Origin of the sequence: Streptomyces sp. NRRL F-6492, assembly GCF_001280125.1 — a bacterium.
GTDB lineage: Bacteria > Actinomycetota > Actinomycetes > Streptomycetales > Streptomycetaceae > Streptomyces.
In genome coordinates this window covers 1-18,213 of record NZ_LGEG01000017.1, presented here as the reverse complement: position 1 = coordinate 18,213, position 18,213 = coordinate 1, and the positions used below count along the sequence as shown (strand labels likewise).

Genomic DNA, 18,213 nt, shown 5'->3' with positions numbered 1-18,213 from the left:
CCCCCGGACCCCCGCTCCCCGGCCGCGTCACCCGTTCGGTGGGCGGAGACCCCGGTGGAGGGAGGGAACGGTACGTCCCAGACCGGCGACGGGCGGACACGAGGGCGGGACGAGGGCATGCGACATGTGCTGCGGAAGCGGCGGGAGGCCGCCCGGGCGCGGCAGGAGAGGCTCCAGCGGCTCCGCCGGGACGACCGGACGCTCCTCGACCGCCTGTACGGAACCCCGTACGAGGACGTCGCCTTCCCGTCGCCCCGCCCCCTGGACGACGCCGAAGCGGTGGAGATCCTGGGGTTCGCCCTGCGGCTCGGCCGCGCGCTCTTCCTCGCCGGGGCGGAGACCCGGCGGATCGAGTCGTCCGTCGTGGCGGTCACCGCCGCCTGGGGGATGGGCAGCCAGGAGGTCGACATCAACGCCCGGTCGATGCAGGTGCAGTACGCCCCCGAGGGCCGGCGGCCGATCGTCATGCTGAAGGTGATGGGCTCGGAGGACTCCCGGGACCTGGACCGGCTCGCCGCCCTCGAACGCCTCACCACCCACGCCGCCGCCGGCCGGCTGGACCGGGAGACCGCGGCCGGGACCCTGGACCGGATCGAGGCGGAGGCCTCCCGCTGGCCCTGGTGGTTCGGTCTCGCCGGCGGCGCGGTCCTGGCGGCGATGCTGTGCGTCCTGGCCTCCGGGACCGTGCGCGCGGCCCTGGTGTCGCCCCTCGTGTTCCTGCTCGCCGACCGGGGCGCCTGGGCCCTGTCCCGGAGCGGGCTGCCGTCCTTCTTCCTCACCGTCGCGCAGACCGCCCTGCTCCTCGTCGCGGTCGCGGGACTCACGGCGGCCGGGGGCCTGAGCCACGCGGAGGCGGCCAGTGCGATCGCGGCGAACGTGATCCTGCTGCTGCCGATCTTCACGATCATCTCGCTGACCGAGGACGCGATCGACGGCTTCCGCTCCATGGCGGCGGGCCGCACGGTGAGCCTGCTCGCCTTCTTCACCGCGCTGGCCTGCGGCTTCCTCGCGGTGGGCTTTCTGCTGCGGGGCGCCGACGCGGACGCCCGCTCCACCGCCCTGATCCCCCTGCCGGTCGTCCTCTCGCTGCTCACCAGCGCGATCGGGGCCCTGGGGAACACCGTGTTCATGGACGGGGGGCTGCGGATCGTCCCGCCCGCGGTCGCCGCCGCCGTTTTGGGCGCGGGGGTCAAACTGGCCTGCGTCGGCGCGTTCGGCTGGTCCGCACCCCTGGCGACCGGCCTCGCGACGGTGGCGATGGGCCTCGCCGCGGCGGTGCTGTCGCCGCGTACGGGCATCCCGGTCCGGGCGTTCGTGATCCCCGGCATCGCCGGGGGCGTGCTGCCGGGACCGGACCTGTACCGGAGCCTGCTGCAGTGGCTGCTGCACGTGGAGGGCGCGGGGGCCTATCTGGTGTCCACCATGGCGTCGGTGGCCGCCATCGGCATCGGCGTGGTCTTCGGGACGCTGCTCGGCACCGCCGTCGCACGCCAGTGGCGCTACCGGGGGACCGGGGCCGGGCCCTCCCGTACTCCCGGAGGGATCGTTCCCGCCGCGGGCGATCCCGGGCGGGACGTCCGGCCCCGCTGAGCCGGCTCCCCGTCAGGCGGGGTGACCGGGGGTGAGGTCCGCGACGTCGGCGAGCCGGAGGAGCGACGCCCCGCCCGGGTCGGGCGGGCTCTGCTCGACGGGGGCGAGCAGGAAGCCGACGTGGTCCCCGCCCCCGCCCTCGAAGCGTTCCAGGACCCGGCCGACCAGCCAGGCGCGGGAGTCGGCGAGCACCGGCGCCCCGCCCTCTCCCGGCCGCCACTCCACCCGGGCGAACTTGTCGGTGTCGTCGCCCGTCCGCCCGCCGAACAGCGCCGCCGTCTCCTTCTGGTCGCTCCGCAGGAGGTGGACCGCCAGGTGCGAGGCGCGGCGCGCGACGCGGTAGGTGCGGTTGGCGGTGGAGAGCCACGCCATGAAGAGGGGCGGGTCGACCGAGCACGGGGAGGCGAAACCCACCAGACAGCCCGCCCGCTCGCCGTCGGCCGTCGCCGCCGTGACGACGTACATCGGATGGTCCAGCGCGTCGGTGAAACCGTCGGCCACGGTCGGCTCCCAGGGTGATCGGGCGGCGGCGGGCCGCGGGTGTGGAACGGCAGACGGGCCGGACGTACGCACGCGCAACCGGCCTTCGGAATCGGCGCGTTGTGCCCGGAACGGCCCTCGGGGTGTCTCCGGGGCGTTTCCCGGGGAAGCCGTACACCTTGCCCCGATGGCCGCCCGGCAAACGCGCGATATGGGCCGGTTGTATGACATAAGGGCTCCTCGGCGGGGTAGCGGCACACCCATGGACACGACACCCCTGCGCGCCGTCGCACTCGTCTGCACCCTGTCCCCGTCACCCGCGCGTTCCAGCTCGCAGCTCCTGGCGGAGCAGGTCATGGCGGCACTGGGCGAGCACGGCGTCACCGGCGAGACCATCAGGATCGCCGACCGCAACGTGCTGCCCGGCGTGAAGACCGACATGGGAGAGGGGGACGACTGGCCGGAGATCCGCGACACCGTCCTGGGCGCGGACATCCTGGTCCTGTCGACCCCCATCTGGATGGGCCATCCCTCCAGCATCGCCCAGCGCGTCCTGGAGCGGCTGGACGCCGAACTCGGCGAGACGGACGACGAGGGCCGGATGCTGACCTACGGCAAGGTGGCGGCCGTCTGCGTGGTCGGGAACGAGGACGGCGCGCACAAGGTGAGCGCGGACCTCTTCCAGGGCCTCAACGACGTCGGCTTCTCGCTCGCCCCCAACGCCGTCACCTACTGGGTGGGGGAGGCCATGCAGGGCACCGACTACCAGGACCTCGACAAGACCCCCGAGGCCACGGCCGGCACCACCGCGACCCTCGCCGCCAACACGGCCCACCTGGCCCGCCGCCTCAAGTCCGCCCCGTACCCGCCGTCCTGACCCCCACCCCCACCGACACCGACACCGATACCGATACCGACACCGAGGAGCCGCAGACATGACCCAGCACCGGAACGACGAACCGGACCCGCGCACCACTCCTCCCTCCGAGGCCCCGGGGGAGAGCGGCGACGAGGAGGCACGCGAGGAGGCGGCCGACGCGGTCGTCGGCGAGGCGGGCGACGACGAGGACGAGGACAATGACGACGACGAGGGCCCCGCGTAACGCAGGAGCCCCCGCGTAACGGAAGAAGGCCCCTACCCAGGGGATCTCCCGCACCGCGAAGCCGGGGGGAACCGTGAAGTTCTCACGGTTCCCCCCGGCTTCGCGTCCGAGGGGTTCTCAGGCGGTCCTGGCCTGAGGCGCGCTCCCCGGGGCCTGGAGCGGTACGGAGCCCGGGCCGCTCACCGTCAGGGCGATGCCGAGGCTCGCGCACATCCTGCGGGCCCGGGCGAGCGCGCTGTAGGAGGCCGGGGACGGGGCGGGGGACGGGAATTCGAGGAACACCCGGAGGGGACGGTAGGCGGAGACGATCGCCTCGATCTCCAGGGCCGCCGCGGCACGGCTGGTGACGTCGAGCTCGCGGAGGAGCCTCAGGTGCAGGGTGCCGTCTTCGAGGGCATGGCTCACGAGCATGGTTCTACCTCCCGGACCGGGTGGGCGCCGCGGACGCGGCGCGGGGCGGTGATCAGTGGGAGGGACCGGCGAGCGGTCCCGGTGCGGCGCACGATGAGCGGTTCGTGGAGCTCGACGGGAACACCGCGAGCGCCGCATCCTCGGCGCGAGCCGGCCGCCGGGGCCGTTCTCCGCCGCAGGACGCTCTGTGTCCAGCCTGAAGCAGCTCGACAGGTGGCTGCCACCCTCCATTATGCAAGGAACGCGCCTGCCTGCACCTTTCCCGTTCTCGGTCCGCGCACCGGACTTCCGGGGCCTGATTGAGACGGGGGCGGCCGGGTACGCGGGGGACGACCACAACGGAACGAAGGAGGCAAACCGGTGAGTACGGTCGAGAAGACCATCGATGTGGACGTCCCGGTACGGAGCGCCTACGACCAGTGGACGCAGTTCGAGGAGTTCCCCCGCTTCATGGAGGGCGTGGAAGAGGTACGGCAGGTCGACGACCGCCACTGCCACTGGCGGACCAAGGTGGCGGGGGTGCGGCGCGAGTTCGACACCGAGATCGTCGACCAGCTGCCGGACGAGCGCGTCGCGTGGCGCACCGTGGGCGGCGAGGTCCGGCAGAAGGGCGTCGTGACCTTCCAGTCGCTCGACGAGGGCCACACCAGGGTCCGGCTCGCGATGGAGGTCGAACCGGAAGGCGTGGTGGAGAAGACCGGTGACGCCCTTGGGATCCTCGACCTGCGGGTCAAGGGCGACCTGAAGCGGTTCAAGGGCTTCATCGAGGAGCGCGGGCAGGCCACCGGCGCCTGGCGCGGCCGCATCCGCCCCTCGGAGGGCATGAACCCGCTCCCGGCCGACGGGACGCGGAGCGCCCCCGGCAGCGCCCCGGGCACGACGGGCACCGCCCCGGGCACGACCGGGTCGGCGGGCCCGACCGGTGACGTCCCCACCATCCCGGGCCAGGTCGACAGGTCCTCGCACGGCGCAGGCTTCTGGCCGCCCGCCGACCGTCCCTGAGGACACCCGGGGAACATCGAGGAGGCCCGAGGAACACCCAAGGGCACCCGAGAACGGCGGACGGCACTGATTCCGTATCGGGGGCCGGTCACGCGGACGGACGACGTCCCGCGACCGGCCCCCGGCCGTGCGCGCCCTCCGGCGCCCCGCGGGGACGCGGACCCGGCGCGGGCCGGCACCACCCCCCGGGACGGACGCGTGCGCGGGCGGCTGCCGGGCGGGCCGGGCCCTCCCGGGGCACATTGGTACGGAGGGGCGACCAGCTCCTACGCCGGGCCGTGCGTGCGTACGGCACGCGGTGTCGGGTAGTCGGGTCGGCAGGAGACCCTTTCCGGCAGCGGGTGGAGAAGAGACGGAGCCGCACCCCGCCGTCCGGGCCCGAGCCGTCTTTCCCGGCGTGAGCGAGAAGGGGCATGACATGAGCACCGATGACGGCACCTCCCGCGTGGTCGTGGGCGTGGACGGCTCACCGGCCTCGCACGCGGCCCTGCGCTGGGCCCTCCGCTACGCGCGGCGCACCGGCACGACCGTGCGCGCCGTGGGGGTCTACGACCTCCCCGGGGCGGAAGGGTGGTCCGCGCCGGCCGTGGACGTGCTGTTCGACGAGGAACAGGCCCGGCGGTCGCTCTCCGAGGAACTCGGTGCGGTCCTCACCCCGGAGGACGGCGTCCCCCCTGCCCACCACGTGGTGCGCGGAAACCCCGCCCAGGTGCTGATCGAAGAGTCGGACGGCGCCGAACTGCTCGTCGTGGGAAGCCGCGGCCGGGGAGGCTTCGGGAGTCTGCTCCTCGGCTCGGTGAGCCAGCAGTGCGCGGCGCACGCGTCCTGTCCCGTCGTCATCGTCCGCCCGGAGACGGCCGACGGCGCCCCGCCCGCGGGCGACACCCCCTGATACGCGTCAATGACACGGAGGTCGGATCATCATGAACGCATCCATGTCCTTGGTGCTTCTGCCGGACGGCCATCTCGTGCTCCCCGCCGACGAGGTGACCGGTCTGCTCCGGCACCTCGCGGCCGGGTGGCTGGAGTCGACCGGCGAAGATGACCTCGACCTCGCACCGGAGACGGTGGTGGCCCTGGCGGGAGCGCTGACGGAGGTCGCCGACCGGATCGACGTGGAGTGCATCGCGCTCGCGCCGCGCGGCGACGAGGACCCGTTCGACCAGGAGAGGCCGTTCGTCGACGGAAGCGGCGAGGAGGCCCCGCCCGACGACGGAACCCCGTTCGACGACGGCCCCCTCAACGAGGGAAGCCCGTTCGACGAGGGGCGGCCGTTCGGCGACGGGAACCCCCTCAGGGACGAACACGGAGACCCGTACGACGGAGGCGGTCCGCCGCAGCCCTGAGGGAGCGCCCGCGCGGAGCCGGGCTCCACGGGTCCTCCTTCAGGAGCAGGTCCACGTCGCTGAGCCGCCGGGCACGCGCGTCGAGCGCCGGGTCGTCCAGGTCGTCCCAGGCCAGCGGAGCCGCGACGGGCGCGCCGGCCCTGGCCCGCACCGTGTACGGGGCCACGGCGGTCTGCCCGTAAGCGTTGCGCTGGATGTCGAGGTACAGGCGCCCCTCCCGCGCCTTCTTGCGCACCTCGGTGGTGAGCCGGTCGGGATGGCGGGCGGCGAGCACCCCGGCGACGTCGGCGGCGAAGGCCCGCACGTCGTCGAAGGGCGCGCCGCGGTCCAGCGGCACCAGGACGTGCAGCCCCCGCGAGCCGGTGGTCATGAGCAGCGACGGCAGCCCCAGCTCGTCGAGGAGGTCGCGGAGCCACCGGGCGGCGTCCCGCACCGGCGCGAACCCCTCCCCGGACGGGTCGAGGTCGAAGACCAGCCGGTCCGGGTGGTGGGGGCGGTCGATCCGGGACAGCCACCGGTGCAGGGTGACGGAGCCCTGGTCGGCGAGCAGGACCAGGGTGGCCGCGTCCTCGGCCAGGACGTACGTGACGGTCCCGCCCTCCTTCGGCATCTCGGCGCGCCCCACCCAGTCCGGGAAGTGGTCCGGCGCGTCCTTCTGGAAGAAGCCCCGCTCGCCGATGCCGCCCGGATGGCGCTCCAGGGTCAGCGGGCGGCCGCGCAGGTGCGGCAGCATCCGCGGGGCCACGGCGCGGTAGTACTCCGCGAGGTCGGCCTTGGTGACGCCGTCCTCGGGGAAGAGCACCTTCTCCGGCCGGCTGACCGTCACGGTGCGCCGGCCCGCCCGCACCTTCCGGGTCTCCGTCATCGCGTCCTCCCTTTCCGCGCGTTTCCGTACGCGTTCCCTCGCACACGCCAGGGGGCCGGCCTCCGGTCCCTTGTGGAGCCGCTACCCGCGAAGGCGTGCGGCTACCGCGCGTTCCCGCCGGACCGCGGTCCGGCGGGCGGGCCCGCACGACGCATACGGCCCCCGGTCCGGGGGCACTCGCGCCATGACCCCGAAAGCCGTACGTGAGGAGCTCGACCATGAGGGCGTTGACCTGGCACGGACACCGGGACGTTCGTGTGGACACCGTGCCCGACCCCCGGCTCGTCGACCCGACGGATGTGATCGTCCGCATCACCTCCAGCGGCATCTGCGGCTCCGACCTGCATCTGTACGAGGTGTTCGGGCCCTTCCTCGACCCCGGCGACATCCTCGGCCACGAGCCCATGGGGATCGTGGAGGAGGTCGGCCCCGAGGTGAGGAACCTCAAGGCCGGCGACCGGGTGGTGGTGCCGTTCAACGTCTCCTGCGGCACCTGCTGGACGTGCGACCAGGGCCTGCAGTCCCAGTGCGAGACCACCCAGGTCAGGGAGTACGGGACGGGCGCCTCCCTGTTCGGCTACACCAAGCTCTACGGGCAGGTCCCCGGCGGTCAGGCGGAGTTCCTGCGCGTCCCCTTCGGCGACACCCTGCCCATCAAGGTGGGGCAGGACGCCCCCGACCAGCGCTACCTCTACCTCTCCGACGTGCTGCCGACCGCCTGGCAGGCCGTGGCGTACGCCGACGTCCCGCCCGGCGGGACCGTGACCGTCCTCGGGCTCGGGCCCATCGGCGACATGGCCGCCCGCATCGCGCTCCACAAGGGCGCGAGCAAGGTCATCGGCGTGGACCTCGTCCCCGAACGGCTCCGCCGCGCCCGGGACCGCGGCGTCGAGGTCCTGAACCTCAAGGAGCACGGCAAAGACCTCGGCGACCGGGTGCGGGACCTCACGGACGGCCGGGGCACCGACGCCGTCATCGACGCCGTCGGCATGGAGGCCCACGGCGCCCCGCTCACCAAGGCCGCGCAGAAGATCCCGGGCTTCCTGCCCGACGCCCTCGCCCAGAAGCTGATGACCACGGTCGGCGTGGACAGCATGGCCGCCTTCGACACGGCGGTGGACGTGGTCCGCCGCGGCGGCACCATCAGCCTGTCCGGCGTCTACGGCGGCGCCGTCGACCCCGTCCCGATGTTCAGCCTCTTCGACAAGCAGATCCAGCTCCGCATGGGCCAGGCCAACGTCTGGCGGTGGGTCGAGGACATCCTCCCGCTCCTGGACGACGCCGACCCGCTCGGCGTCGACGACTTCGCCACCCACACCCTGCCCCTGGAGGACGCGCCCCAGGCGTACAAGACGTTCCAGGACAAGAAGGACGGAATGATCAAGACGGTGCTGACCCCCGGCCGCTGAACGGACGCGACACGCTTCGCACCGCCCCGGGCCGGGCGGTGCGAAGCGGTGTGAAATCACGACTTCGTGGAACCCGTCTCTCATGGAAGCGACACCACAGGACATGTCCGGTCCCGCACGCCCCCCGCTGCTCGACAGCACCGCGTCCCTCCTGGTGAAGGGATACGGCTGGCTCCCCGACCTGCGCAGGCGCGCCGGGAACGCCCCGGCCGTGCCCGTGCGGATCCTCGGCCGGCGCGGGGTCGCGCTGCACGGCAAGGAGGCGGTGGACTTCTTCTACGACGAACGGCACGTCCGCCGGCACGACGCCCTGCCCGGACCCGTCCTGGACACCCTGTTCGGCCGCGGAGCCGTCCACACCCTCGACGGGGGGCCGCACCGCGGGCGGAAGGCGCTGTTCCTGACGCTGCTCAAGGACCCGGAGCGGATCGCCGCCCTGGTGGAGCACGCCCGGCGCGCCTGGGACCGGGCCGAGGCCGGCTGGCAGGACCGGGAGCGGGTGGTGCTCTTCGACGAGGCCGCCCGCGTCCTGACCAGGGCCGTGCACGACTGGGCCGGCGTCCCGCTGCCCGAGGACCAGGAGGAGACCGCCGCGCGGGACCTCGTGGCCATGGTGGACGGCTTCGCCGCCGTCGGACCCCGGCACCTCCGCGCGCGGCGGGCACGCAAGCGGCAGGAGGAGCGGCTCGCGCCGCTCATCGAGGAGCTGCGGTACGCGGGCGCCCCGTCGGGGCAGGCGACGATCGCGCAGGCGGTGGCCGCGCACACCGACGCGAACGGCCGGCAGCTCGACCCGCACACCGCGGCCGTCGAACTCCTGAACGTCCTGCGTCCCACGGTCGCGGTCAGCTGGTTCCTCGTCTTCGCCGCCCACGCCCTGCACCGCCGGCCCGAGCACCGCGACCTCCTGGCGGCGGACGAGCGGTACGCCTGGGGCTTCGCCCAGGAGGTCCGCCGCTTCTACCCCTTCGCCCCGTTCACCGGCGGCCTCGCCGCTGCCGACACCCAGTGGGGCGGCGTCCCGATCGAGAAGGGGAGCCTGGTCCTCCTCGACCTGTACGGCCACGACCACGACCCCGACCTGTGGCCGGAGCCGTACGCCTTCGACCCGACCCGGTTCACCCGTCCGGGCGCCACGATCGGCCGCGACGACCTCGTGCCGCAGGGCGGCGGCGATCCGGCGGCGGGCCACCGGTGCCCCGGCGAGGACATCACCCTCGCCCTCCTGGCCTCCCTGGTCCCGCGCTTCGCCGGCCTGCCCCACGACGTGCCCGACCAGGACCTGTCGATCCCCCTGCACCGCGTACCGACGCTCCCGCGCAGCGGATACGTCATGGAACGCGTACGTCTGGCGGCGCCGGCGACGGCCGGCTGACCGCCGTACCACCCGACCACCCGACCACCCGACCACCAGATCACCTGATCACTCGGATCACTTGATCACCCCATGGAGAGAGGAGACCGGAATGAGCGACGCGCACACCCCCGGCAATTCGGAGGACCCGATACCCCGTGACCGCGAGGACGAGCAGGCCGCCGAGGGCGAGGACCCCCTGGCCATACCCGTCACGCGGGACCCCGGAAGCGAGGAACTCCCGGACACCGACGAGTCCGGCACGGGCCCGCGGGGGCGCCCCGAGGAGGAGACCGTCAACCCCGAACAGCCCGCTCCCGACGAACCGGCCGACTGACCGGGACACCGCCGCCGGCACCACCACCACCCCCACCACCGGAACGGAGACCCGCACGTGAGCCCCGCCGATCTCGTGTTCACGGCCCTGGGCCTCGGAGCGCTGGCGGCGGCGGTCCTGCCGAGGCTCGTACGCCGCATGCCGTTCTCGATGCCCATGGTGTTCCTGGCACTCGGCGCCCTGACCGGTCTGCTGCCCCTCCCGATGCCCGAACTCGACCCCGTGGCGGACCGGGCCTGGGTCGAGCACGTCACCGAGATCTGCGTGATCGTCTCCCTCATGGGCGCCGGACTCGCGCTGAACCGGCCCTTCGGCCTGCGCTCCTGGGCCGGACCGTGGCGCCTGCTCGGCATCACCCTGCCCCTGACCGTCGCCGCGACCACCGCGCTCACCTGGTGGTTCTTCGACTGGCCCGTGGCCACCGCCCTCCTCGTGGGAGCCCTGCTCGCGCCGACCGACCCGGTGCTGGCCGCGGAGGTGCGGGTGGGGGAGCCGACCGACGAGGACGACGACGAGGACGAGGTCCGCTTCACGCTCACCGCCGAAGCGGGCCTCAACGACGGACTGGCCTTCCCCTTCGTCCTCGCCGCCATCGCGCTCGCGGGCGCCGGAGGCGTCTGGGCGGAGGCCGACTGGGGCCACTGGTTCGGCTTCGACGTCGTGGCCAGGGCGGTGATCGCCGTCGTGATCGGCATCGTCCTCGGGCGGCTGCTCGGATGGATGTTCTTCCGGGCCGAGTCGGCGTCGCTCAGGCTGTCCGAACACATGGAGGGCTTCGTCGCGCTCGCCGCGACCTTCCTCTCGTACGGCCTCACCGAACTCGCCCACGGCTACGGCTTCGTCGCCGTCTTCGTCACCGCCTGCGCCGTCCGGGCCGCTGAGCGCGGCCACGGCTACCACAAGGTGCTGCACGGCTTCACGGAGCAGATCGAACGCCTCCTGACGGCGGCCCTGCTCTTCCTCCTCGGCCACTACCTCGCCGCCACCGGCGTCAAGGAGCTGACCTGGCCGGTGGTCCTGCTCGCCCTGGCCCTGATCCTGGTCGTCCGCCCGGTGACGGGGTGGATCGCCCAGTTCGGCTTCGTCACGGGGCCCCGGGAGCGGGTCGTCGCCGCCGTCTTCGGACTGCGCGGCATCGGCTCCCTCTTCTACCTCGCGTACGCGCTCGGCCACCACGGATTCGAGGGCCAGGCGAAGGAGTTGTGGGTCCTGACCGCCACCACGGTGGCGCTCTCCGTAGTGCTCCACGGCGCGGGCGCCACTCCGGCCATCCGGCGTCTGGACCGCCTGCGCGAGGTCCGTCCGTCCGACGCGCCGCCGTGAGTCCCCGCGCTCCTCATGCCTGTGGGCCCGGCCGAAGCCGGGCCCACAGGCATGAGGAGCTGGTGGAACGGGCCGTCAGCGGCGTCCCCGCAGCCTGCCGAGGAGTTGGCGCGCCCGGGCCCGGTTCCGGGGGTCGGAGGCGGCGCGCCGTGCCGACTCGATCGCCCGCCGTCCCTGAGGGCTGCGGCCGAACTGCTTGATGCGGGCCAACAGTGCGGACATGGAACCTCCTGTGCTCGTACGTCATCCGCGTGGCGTCCGGCGGAGGAACGCCGGTCCCCGGCGGCCTTCGGGTACGAGGGCCGCCCTTCCCACCTACCCCCGATGCGGCCGGACACACGGCGGCCCGCCACCGCCGCCCCGGCCGCCGCCCGTCCCTCCACCACGATCCGCTCGACCACCGCCGTCACCCGGTGTCCGCGCGCCGCTCCGGTGAAGTCGCCTGGAGGAGTGGGGATTTCGGCGGCCGACCGGTCCGGTCGACCATTCGGAGCGCGGTCGACCGGACTCCGACTCCCTTTGCCTGAAAGGCTTTTGACGGGGCACAAGCACCGCATGACCGTTTCCAAGACCGGCGTCCTCGTCCTCGACAGTACCGATCCCGAACCCCTCGCCCGCTTCTACGCCGCCCTGCTCGACGCCACCGTCGAACCGAGCGGCGCCGACGCCGACCTGCTGCTGATCTCCGGGTCCTCGGGCGTCGTCCTGGGCATCCGGCGCGACCCCGGCCAGGCGCCGCCGAGCTGGCCCCGGCCGGACGACTCCCAGCAGGCCCACCTGCTCATCCTCGTGGAGCCCGACGCGCTCGACGAGGCCGAACGGGAAGCCGTCTCCCTGGGCGCGCGCCCCGTCTCCGTCGACCAGAACGGCACCCGCCTCGACCGGCGCACCGACACGCGCCGCTACACGGACCCGGCCGGGCACGCCTTCGTGCTCGCCCCCACGCGCGGTGTTTCCGTGTGACACCGGGGGGCAGCCGCCCCACGTGCCCACCCGACCGAGGAGGACGACCATGAGCCATCACGAGCGCCGGCGCACCCTGCCCGCGGACGCCCCGCCGCGCACCACGCCCTCGGAGGCCGTCGGCGAGAGCGGTGACGTCGAAGCGCGCCGGGAGGCCGAGAAGGCCACCCGGGACCGCCGGGGCGGAGCCGCCGACGAGGACGGCATGACCGCCAAGCGGCAGTCCCCGGGCCTGGGCCGCGAGGAACAGCGCCGCCCGTACGGACGGAGGGGCGAGGCCGAGACCGAGGAGGGCTAGGGGGTGTCCGGAAAGTCCTGTGCGGTGTCCGCGGTGTCCGGTGCGTGCGGTCGGCACGCCGGGCGGAAGCGCTCGTACGGGACGTACTCGGGCTTTCGCCCAGTGGGGCGAGAGTGCGTGCCGCGACCGGAGGGGCGGGGGAGGACGGGACGGGTCTTCCGTACCCCGTCGCGGCGGCGGTCCGCGTGGAGGACCAACTGCAGTTCCACCCGCGCCGCTTCCTGCTCGGCCTTGCCGACGACCTGGTCGCGCACGGCGGCCGGATCCACGAGGGCACCCGCGTCACCGGTCTGAGGGAGGGCGCCGAGTGCCGCCTCGCCCTGGCGGGCGGGGGCACGGTCCACGCCCGCGACGTCGTCCTCGCCACCCACTTCCCGCTCCGCTGCCACCCCACCCTCCTGATGCGCCTCTCGCTGCGACGGGAACTCGTCGTCGCCGCCCCCGTCGACGAACGCCACGCTCCCCCACGGCATGTACTGGACCGACGAGCACGACGTCCGGTCGGTGCGCACCGCCCCGCTGGGCGGCGGCCGGCGGCTCCTGATCGTCTCGGGCGAGGCCTTCGAACCGGGCGGTGGAGGCGTCCGCGCCCGGTACGAACGCCTGGAGGCCTGGGCGCGCGACCGGCTGCCGGGCCTCGCCGGGGCGCCCGAGGTGCGCCGATGGGCGGCCCAGGACGTCCACACGGCCGACGGGGTGCCCCGCGTCGGACACGAGCACCCCGACACCGAGCACGTCTACGTCGCCACCGGCTTCGGCGGGTGGGGGCTCAGCAACGGGGTCGCCGCAGGCCGGCTGCGCACCGCGCACCTGACCGGCGCGCCCCGCCCGGACCGGACGGAACTCTTCGACCCGCGCCGACGGCTTCCCGTCCGCGAGACACCCGGGGTCGTCCGGCACCGGGCCACCGTGGCCCGCCACTTCCTGACCGGCCTGCGGACCGGCCGCCGCTGCACCCACATGGGGTGCGAGCCGGGTTTCGACGACGCCGAGCAGACCCGGGAGTGCCCCTGCCACGGCTCCCGCTTCGCGGCCGACGGCAGCGTCCTCCAGGGCCCGGCCACCGAGCCCCTGGAGGACTGAGGGCCGAAGGGACCTCCTCCCGACTCCCGACCGCGCCCCCCGAGGGGGAGGAATGGTACGTACGGGACGGGGGAGACGCGACGGTGAAGGGCGGCCGCCCCGGACGGGACGCGGCGGCCCGGAAACCCACGGAGACAGGACGACAGGACGGAGGAGCGCGATGGACACCGGCGAGAACGAGTACCGGATCGCCCGGTTCAGGGAGCGGCTCGCGCGCGACGACATGGCCGAGCTCGGGGTACGCATCGAGGTGCGCGGCACGTCCGTGCTCCTGACGGGCACCGTCCCGACGGCCGGGGAGCGGGAGGAGATCCTCCGGCTCGCCGAGACGGAACTGGCCGGCCTCCCCGTCCGCACGGACCTCATGGTCGCCTGCATCGATCCCCCCGAGCGTCCCGAGGAGCTGCTGTGACGGCCCCGGAGCGCCGGGAGGACGGGGCCGTCGTCAGGGTGGCGGCCGTCGGCGACATCCATCTGAGCCCGGACTGCCGGGGCCTGCTGCGCCCCTCCTTCGAGACGCTGCCGCTCTGCGCGGACGTCCTCCTCCTCGCCGGGGACCTCACCCGCCACGGAACGGTCGCCGAGGCGGAGGTGGTCGCGGACGAGGTGCGGGACCTCGGCGTCCCCGTGGTGGCCGTGCTCGGCAACCACGACTACCACTCCGAGCAGGAGGCGGACATCGCGCGCGTCCTCACCGACGCGGGGGTCACCGTCCTGGAGGGCGACCGGACGGTCCTGCCGGTGGACGGCGGCCGGCTCGGGATCGCCGGCACGAAGGGCTTCTGCGGAGGCTTCGCGGGCCGCAGCGCCGGAGAGTTCGGCGAACGCGAGATGAAGGACTTCGTCCGCACCACGCGCCGGGCCGCCGAGGGCCTCCACGAGGCCCTGTCGGACCTGTCCGACTGCGAGGCGCGGATCGCCCTCACCCACTTCTCCCCCGTCCCCGACACGCTCGCGGGTGAACCGGTCGAGATCTACCCCTTCCTGGGCAGCTACCTCCTGGCCGAGGCCATCGACGGGGCGGGCGCCGACCTCGCGGTGCACGGCCACGCCCACCTGGGCACCGAGCACGGCATGACGGCGGGCGGGGTGCGCGTCCGCAACGTCGCCCAGCCCGTCATCGGCAAGGCCTTCGCCCTCTACCACCTGCCCCTCGCGCGGAAGGCCGGCGCGGAGGCGTCCGGAAGGGCCGGCCGGCCCCCCGCGGCCGGCGCCCCGATGTGACACGGCCGCCGAACGGCGGAACGGCCCTCCTCGACCACCGAGGAGGGCCGTTCCCGCGTCGTTGTGTCCCTTTCCGATGCCCTACGGCAGGGGAGTGCCGCCGGTGGCGTTCACGATCTCCCCGGTGATGTAACTCGCCCCGGACGAGGCGAGGAAGACGTACGCGGGCGCCATCTCCGCCGGCTGGGCGGGGCGCCCCAGGGGTGACTGGCTGCCGAAGTCCTCCGTGCTCGGCATCGTCGCGGGGATCAGCGGGGTCCACACCGGCCCCGGGGCGACCCCGTTGACCCGGACGCCGCGCTCGGCGAGCAACTGCGCCATGCTGTGGGTGAAGGAGACGATCGCGGCCTTCGTCATCGCGTAGTCGAAGAGGTGCGGGCTGGGCTGGTACCCCTGCACGGAGGTGGTGTTGATGACGCACCCGCCGCTCGGCATGTGGGCGAGGACCGCGCGGGTGAGCCAGAACATCCCGTACAGATTGGTCTTCATGACCCGGTCGAACTGCTCCGTGGTGACGGCCTCGATGCCGTCCGGCCGGGACATCTGGTAGGCGGCGTTGTTGACGAGGACGTCGACGCGCCCCAGTTCCTCCACCGCCCGGTCGATCAGGGCCGCGCACTGCTCCTCGTCGCGGATGTCGCACAGCACGGGGACCGCCGTGCGGCCCGCCTCGCGGATCAGGCGCGCCGTCTCGGCAGCCTCGTCCTTCTCCTCGGCCAGATGGGTGAAGACGACGTCCGCGCCCTCGCGGGCGAACGCCAGACAGACGGCCCTGCCGATCCCGGAGTCACCGCCGGTGACGACCGCCGCCCGGTCGAGGAGCAGGTCGTGCCCCCGGTAGGAGTCCTCGCCGTGGTCGGGCCGCGGGTCCATCCGCTCGGTCCAGCCGGGATGTTCCTGCTGCTGGTCGGGGAACGGGGGGACGGGCCGGTGCGGGGTGTTCTCGCTGGTGTTCATGTGGTTCGGCTACCCGGGGGCCCGACCCGTATCCCGGCCCGCGCCCGGACAGGAGCCGTTCGGCCGGACGCGAGCCGCCCGGCCGTCGCCCCGGCGGGCGCGCGAATGAGTGGCGGGGACCGGGGCAGGCGAATTCCGGGCGGGGAACACGTTCCGCCACGCACGACACACGGAGACGGAGGGCGGCGGCGCGCGCCGACCGCCCTCCCCCTACCGGAGGAGTTGTTGACGAGTGACCGAGAACCTGTGGAGTTACCGGTCGACCGCGGGGCACCTGGCCGGAGCCGATCTGACCGGCTACAAGGTCGAGGCGACCGACGGCGGCATCGGGAAGGTGGACAAGCACTCCGACGAGGTCGACGACGCCTACCTGGTCGTGGACACCGGGGTCTGGATCTTCGGCAAGGAAGTCCTGCTGCCGGCGAGCACCGTGACCCGGATCGATCCGGAGGAGCGGAAGATCTTCGTCGACCGCACCAAGGACCAGATCAAGGACGCTCCGGAGTTCTACCGGGAGAAGCACCTCGACGACCCGGCCTACCGCAGCCAGCTGGGCACGTACTACGGCCTGGGCGGACCTTTCGGCGGCCGCCTCGTCTGACGGACCGGAAGGGACTGGCGGACCGGAAGGACCGCCGGGCCGGAAGAGCCGCCGGGCCGGAAGAGCCGCGGAGCGGAACATTGAGGGGCGGGCCCGAACTCATCGAGTTCGGGCCCGCCCCTCAATGTTCCCGGCCCCCCACCCCACCAGGAGGGCGCCGGGCGGCTCCTAGGCCGCGGCGGCCGCGGTACGCAGGGCCAGCTCGCGTTCCTGTTCGGTCAACCCGCCCCAGACTCCGTAGGGTTCCGCCACGCTGAGCGCGTGCTCCAGGCAGCGGACGCGCACCGGGCACGTCCCGCAGACGGCCTTGGCGGCCTCCTCGCGCGCGGCTCGTTCCTGTCCCCGCTCGCCCTCGGGGTGGAAGAACACCTCGGTGCCCACACCGCGGCACGCGGCCGACATCTGCCAGTTCCACTGGTGCTCCGCCCGCCCGGGCAGATGCGACACCTTAGCCATCCCGCTTCTCCTCCTCGCATCAGTTCGTGAATGCCTCCAATGTCGCGTCTGGCCCCAAAGACCACCTCGAAACGCCCGGGCGCGGAAAACGCCTCGTCCGTGTCCGCCGCGGCCCTTCCCGGCGCGCGGGATCCCGACGGGGCTCACCGGGTCGCAGGACTCTCGACCGGCTCAACGGGACGGCGCGAGCGAGATGTGCGGGGACAGGGCGCGCAGGAAGTCGGGCGCGTCGAAGGCCGCACCGGCGGAAGCGACACCGACGGTTTTGGTCCGGCCCGTGAGGACACGGTCCAGCGCTTCCACGGCGAGCGGCGCGCTGACGGCGTAGATGTCCCGGCCGCTCGCCACGGCCCGCCGCTCCTCCCCGCCGGAGCGCACGACGACGTCGACGAGGAACGTCTGGTCGGACCGTCCGAGCCCGTCGGCCGCGGTCGGCGCCGGCGTGTCGGGGGCGGCCAGGTCCCGCGCCGCCTCGGCCGTCATGTAGGTGCGCACCTCGGGAACGGCCAGGTGGCTGGGGACGGTGACGACGTCGGCCATGGTGAACTCCCCGATCACGGACCGGACTCCCAGCGGTTCGGGGAAGGTCCACTCCAGGGCGGGCGGGGCGTCGTCGCGGTACTCCAGCCGCCCGCCGGCGAACACCACGCGCCGGCCGTCCCTGCGCTCCCGGGAGACCGCGCCCGCCGTACGGGTCCCGGCGGTGGGGTGCCAGCCGCTCAGCCCGTACGCGACGTGCGCCTCGTCGGCCTCCGTCCAGTCGCCCATCGCCGCCGTGACGAGGAGGTCGCCGAGACCGCCGAAGAACGCCATCGCCGGGATCACCGTGGTGCCCGCCGCGGCGGCGCGCTCCGCGAAGTGCGCGAACGTGTCGAGGTTGGCCTCGATCTCCGCCGCCACGTCCACGTACGGGATCCCGGCGCGGAGCGCCGCCTCGATCACCGGCCCCGCGGTCGAGGCGAAGGGGCCGGCGCAGTTGACCACGGCGTCCGCGCCGGCCAGCGCGCGGTCGAGCGAGGCCGGGTCGTCGACCGTCGCCGGCCGTACGTCGAGCCCCGGACGGGACTCCGCGAACGCCCGCAGCCCGCCCTCGTCGCGTCCGGCCAGGACCGGGACGAACCCCCGCTCCAGCAGCTCCGCCACCACGAACCGGCCGGTGTGCCCGTACGCGCCGTACACCGCCACGATCTGCCCCGAACCCATCACGACTCTCCCACCGCTCTTGATTGTTCAACTGTGAACCATCTTGGCGGGGTCGGAGGAACGGCACCAGAACCGGAAGTGCCGTCCCCCGCACACTTTCGGACACGCCCTAGGCAGTTTCTCTCGGATCATCGTGCTGACCAGATGAAGATGGCCGCAACGTGGAGTCCGGCCAGGTAGACGGTGGCGGTCTTCTCATAGCGGGTGG

General features: G+C 73.6%; 22 protein-coding genes and 2 pseudogenes. 17 read left to right on the top strand and 7 right to left on the bottom strand.

Going from position 1 to position 18,213, the window contains the following annotated elements:
* The first annotated feature begins 117 nt into the window (after positions 1–117).
* Positions 118–1,590, top strand: a complete 1,473-nt coding sequence (locus tag ADL08_RS03755; protein WP_078970552.1) for a threonine/serine ThrE exporter family protein — start codon at positions 118–120, stop codon at positions 1,588–1,590.
* 12 nt (positions 1,591–1,602) lie between these two features.
* On the opposite strand, the gene ADL08_RS03750 is transcribed toward ADL08_RS03755, so the two are convergent.
* Positions 1,603–2,055, bottom strand: coding sequence for a flavin reductase family protein (locus tag ADL08_RS03750; protein ID WP_078967970.1), 453 nt, complete (start codon positions 2,053–2,055; stop codon positions 1,603–1,605).
* Between the two features lie 277 nt (positions 2,056–2,332).
* Here ADL08_RS03750 and ADL08_RS03745 point away from each other — a divergent pair, with 277 nt between their 5' ends.
* Both ADL08_RS03745 and ADL08_RS37030 read left to right on the top strand, forming a co-directional pair.
* Complete coding sequence (locus tag ADL08_RS03745) at positions 2,333–2,947, top strand: flavodoxin family protein (protein WP_053640587.1); 615 nt, start codon at positions 2,333–2,335, stop codon at positions 2,945–2,947.
* A 58-nt stretch (positions 2,948–3,005) separates the two neighbouring features.
* Positions 3,006–3,173, top strand: coding sequence for a hypothetical protein (locus ADL08_RS37030; protein WP_159042980.1), 168 nt, complete (start codon positions 3,006–3,008; stop codon positions 3,171–3,173).
* A gap of 117 nt (positions 3,174–3,290) precedes the next feature.
* Here ADL08_RS37030 and ADL08_RS03740 read toward each other — a convergent pair whose 3' ends face one another.
* Positions 3,291–3,584, bottom strand: a complete 294-nt coding sequence (locus ADL08_RS03740) for a hypothetical protein (protein ID WP_053640586.1) — start codon at positions 3,582–3,584, stop codon at positions 3,291–3,293.
* 360 nt (positions 3,585–3,944) lie between these two features.
* Here ADL08_RS03740 and ADL08_RS03735 point away from each other — a divergent pair.
* The 3 genes and pseudogenes from ADL08_RS03735 to ADL08_RS37520 form a co-directional block, all read left to right on the top strand.
* A pseudogene (locus tag ADL08_RS03735) lies at positions 3,945–4,403 on the top strand (SRPBCC family protein); the annotation flags it as partial.
* A gap of 601 nt (positions 4,404–5,004) precedes the next feature.
* Positions 5,005–5,478, top strand: a complete 474-nt coding sequence (locus ADL08_RS03730) for a universal stress protein (RefSeq protein WP_053640585.1) — start codon at positions 5,005–5,007, stop codon at positions 5,476–5,478.
* 43 nt (positions 5,479–5,521) lie between these two features.
* The gene (locus ADL08_RS37520; RefSeq protein ID WP_053640584.1) at positions 5,522–5,932 is read left to right on the top strand and encodes a DUF6213 family protein; all 411 of its coding nucleotides are present in this window, start codon (positions 5,522–5,524) and stop codon (positions 5,930–5,932) included.
* Here ADL08_RS37520 and ligD read toward each other — a convergent pair.
* A complete protein-coding gene (gene ligD, locus ADL08_RS03720) occupies positions 5,880–6,797 on the bottom strand; it encodes a non-homologous end-joining DNA ligase (RefSeq protein WP_053640583.1) in 918 nt (305 codons plus the stop codon). The genes ADL08_RS37520 and ligD overlap by 53 nt on opposite strands.
* Positions 6,798–7,015: 218 nt before the next feature.
* Between ligD and ADL08_RS03715 the strand changes: the two genes are divergently transcribed.
* From ADL08_RS03715 to ADL08_RS03700, 4 genes are all read left to right on the top strand, one after another.
* Positions 7,016–8,206 (top strand): zinc-dependent alcohol dehydrogenase, encoded by a 1,191-nt coding sequence (locus ADL08_RS03715; protein WP_053640582.1) that lies wholly within the window; start codon positions 7,016–7,018, stop codon positions 8,204–8,206.
* A gap of 103 nt (positions 8,207–8,309) precedes the next feature.
* Complete coding sequence (locus tag ADL08_RS03710) at positions 8,310–9,581, top strand: cytochrome P450 (protein WP_234351980.1); 1,272 nt, start codon at positions 8,310–8,312, stop codon at positions 9,579–9,581.
* Between the two features lie 91 nt (positions 9,582–9,672).
* Entirely contained in the window at positions 9,673–9,897 is a 225-nt protein-coding gene (locus ADL08_RS03705; RefSeq protein ID WP_053640581.1) for a hypothetical protein, read from the top strand.
* Positions 9,898–9,954: 57 nt separating this feature from the next.
* Entirely contained in the window at positions 9,955–11,220 is a 1,266-nt protein-coding gene (locus ADL08_RS03700; protein WP_053640580.1) for a cation:proton antiporter, read from the top strand.
* Between the two features lie 75 nt (positions 11,221–11,295).
* Here the strand turns inward: ADL08_RS03700 and ADL08_RS37515 are convergent, their stop codons facing one another.
* Complete coding sequence (locus tag ADL08_RS37515) at positions 11,296–11,442, bottom strand: hypothetical protein (protein WP_199836947.1); 147 nt, start codon at positions 11,440–11,442, stop codon at positions 11,296–11,298.
* A gap of 333 nt (positions 11,443–11,775) precedes the next feature.
* Between ADL08_RS37515 and ADL08_RS03695 the strand changes: the two genes are divergently transcribed.
* From ADL08_RS03695 to ADL08_RS03670, 6 genes and pseudogenes are all read left to right on the top strand, one after another.
* A complete protein-coding gene (locus tag ADL08_RS03695) occupies positions 11,776–12,183 on the top strand; it encodes a VOC family protein (RefSeq protein ID WP_053640579.1) in 408 nt (135 codons plus the stop codon).
* A gap of 49 nt (positions 12,184–12,232) precedes the next feature.
* Positions 12,233–12,481, top strand: coding sequence for a hypothetical protein (locus ADL08_RS03690; protein ID WP_053640578.1), 249 nt, complete (start codon positions 12,233–12,235; stop codon positions 12,479–12,481).
* 44 nt (positions 12,482–12,525) lie between these two features.
* Positions 12,526–12,879 (top strand): annotated as a pseudogene (locus ADL08_RS38925) (FAD-dependent oxidoreductase); the annotation flags it as partial.
* A gap of 73 nt (positions 12,880–12,952) precedes the next feature.
* Positions 12,953–13,564, top strand: a complete 612-nt coding sequence (locus tag ADL08_RS38655) for an FAD-dependent oxidoreductase (RefSeq protein ID WP_053640576.1) — start codon at positions 12,953–12,955, stop codon at positions 13,562–13,564.
* Between the two features lie 160 nt (positions 13,565–13,724).
* Entirely contained in the window at positions 13,725–13,976 is a 252-nt protein-coding gene (locus ADL08_RS03675; RefSeq protein ID WP_053640575.1) for a BON domain-containing protein, read from the top strand.
* Positions 13,973–14,788 (top strand): metallophosphoesterase family protein, encoded by an 816-nt coding sequence (locus tag ADL08_RS03670; protein ID WP_053640574.1) that lies wholly within the window; start codon positions 13,973–13,975, stop codon positions 14,786–14,788. Before ADL08_RS03675 ends, ADL08_RS03670 begins: the two co-directional genes overlap by 4 nt.
* 81 nt (positions 14,789–14,869) lie before the next feature.
* Here the strand turns inward: ADL08_RS03670 and ADL08_RS03665 are convergent, their stop codons facing one another.
* Positions 14,870–15,745: an SDR family oxidoreductase gene (locus ADL08_RS03665; RefSeq protein WP_053640573.1), complete on the bottom strand. Its 876-nt coding sequence runs from the start codon at positions 15,743–15,745 to the stop codon at positions 14,870–14,872.
* Positions 15,746–15,977: 232 nt separating this feature from the next.
* Here ADL08_RS03665 and ADL08_RS03660 point away from each other — a divergent pair, with 232 nt between their 5' ends.
* Positions 15,978–16,346 carry a PRC-barrel domain-containing protein gene (locus tag ADL08_RS03660; RefSeq protein WP_053640572.1) on the top strand — a complete coding sequence of 123 codons (369 nt, stop codon included), beginning with the start codon at positions 15,978–15,980 and terminating at the stop codon, positions 16,344–16,346.
* Between the two features lie 168 nt (positions 16,347–16,514).
* Here the strand turns inward: ADL08_RS03660 and ADL08_RS03655 are convergent, their stop codons facing one another.
* A complete protein-coding gene (locus ADL08_RS03655; protein ID WP_053640571.1) occupies positions 16,515–16,802 on the bottom strand; it encodes a WhiB family transcriptional regulator in 288 nt (95 codons plus the stop codon).
* A gap of 171 nt (positions 16,803–16,973) precedes the next feature.
* Entirely contained in the window at positions 16,974–18,005 is a 1,032-nt protein-coding gene (locus ADL08_RS03650; RefSeq protein ID WP_053640570.1) for a saccharopine dehydrogenase family protein, read from the bottom strand.
* Positions 18,006–18,213: the final 208 nt, after the last annotated feature.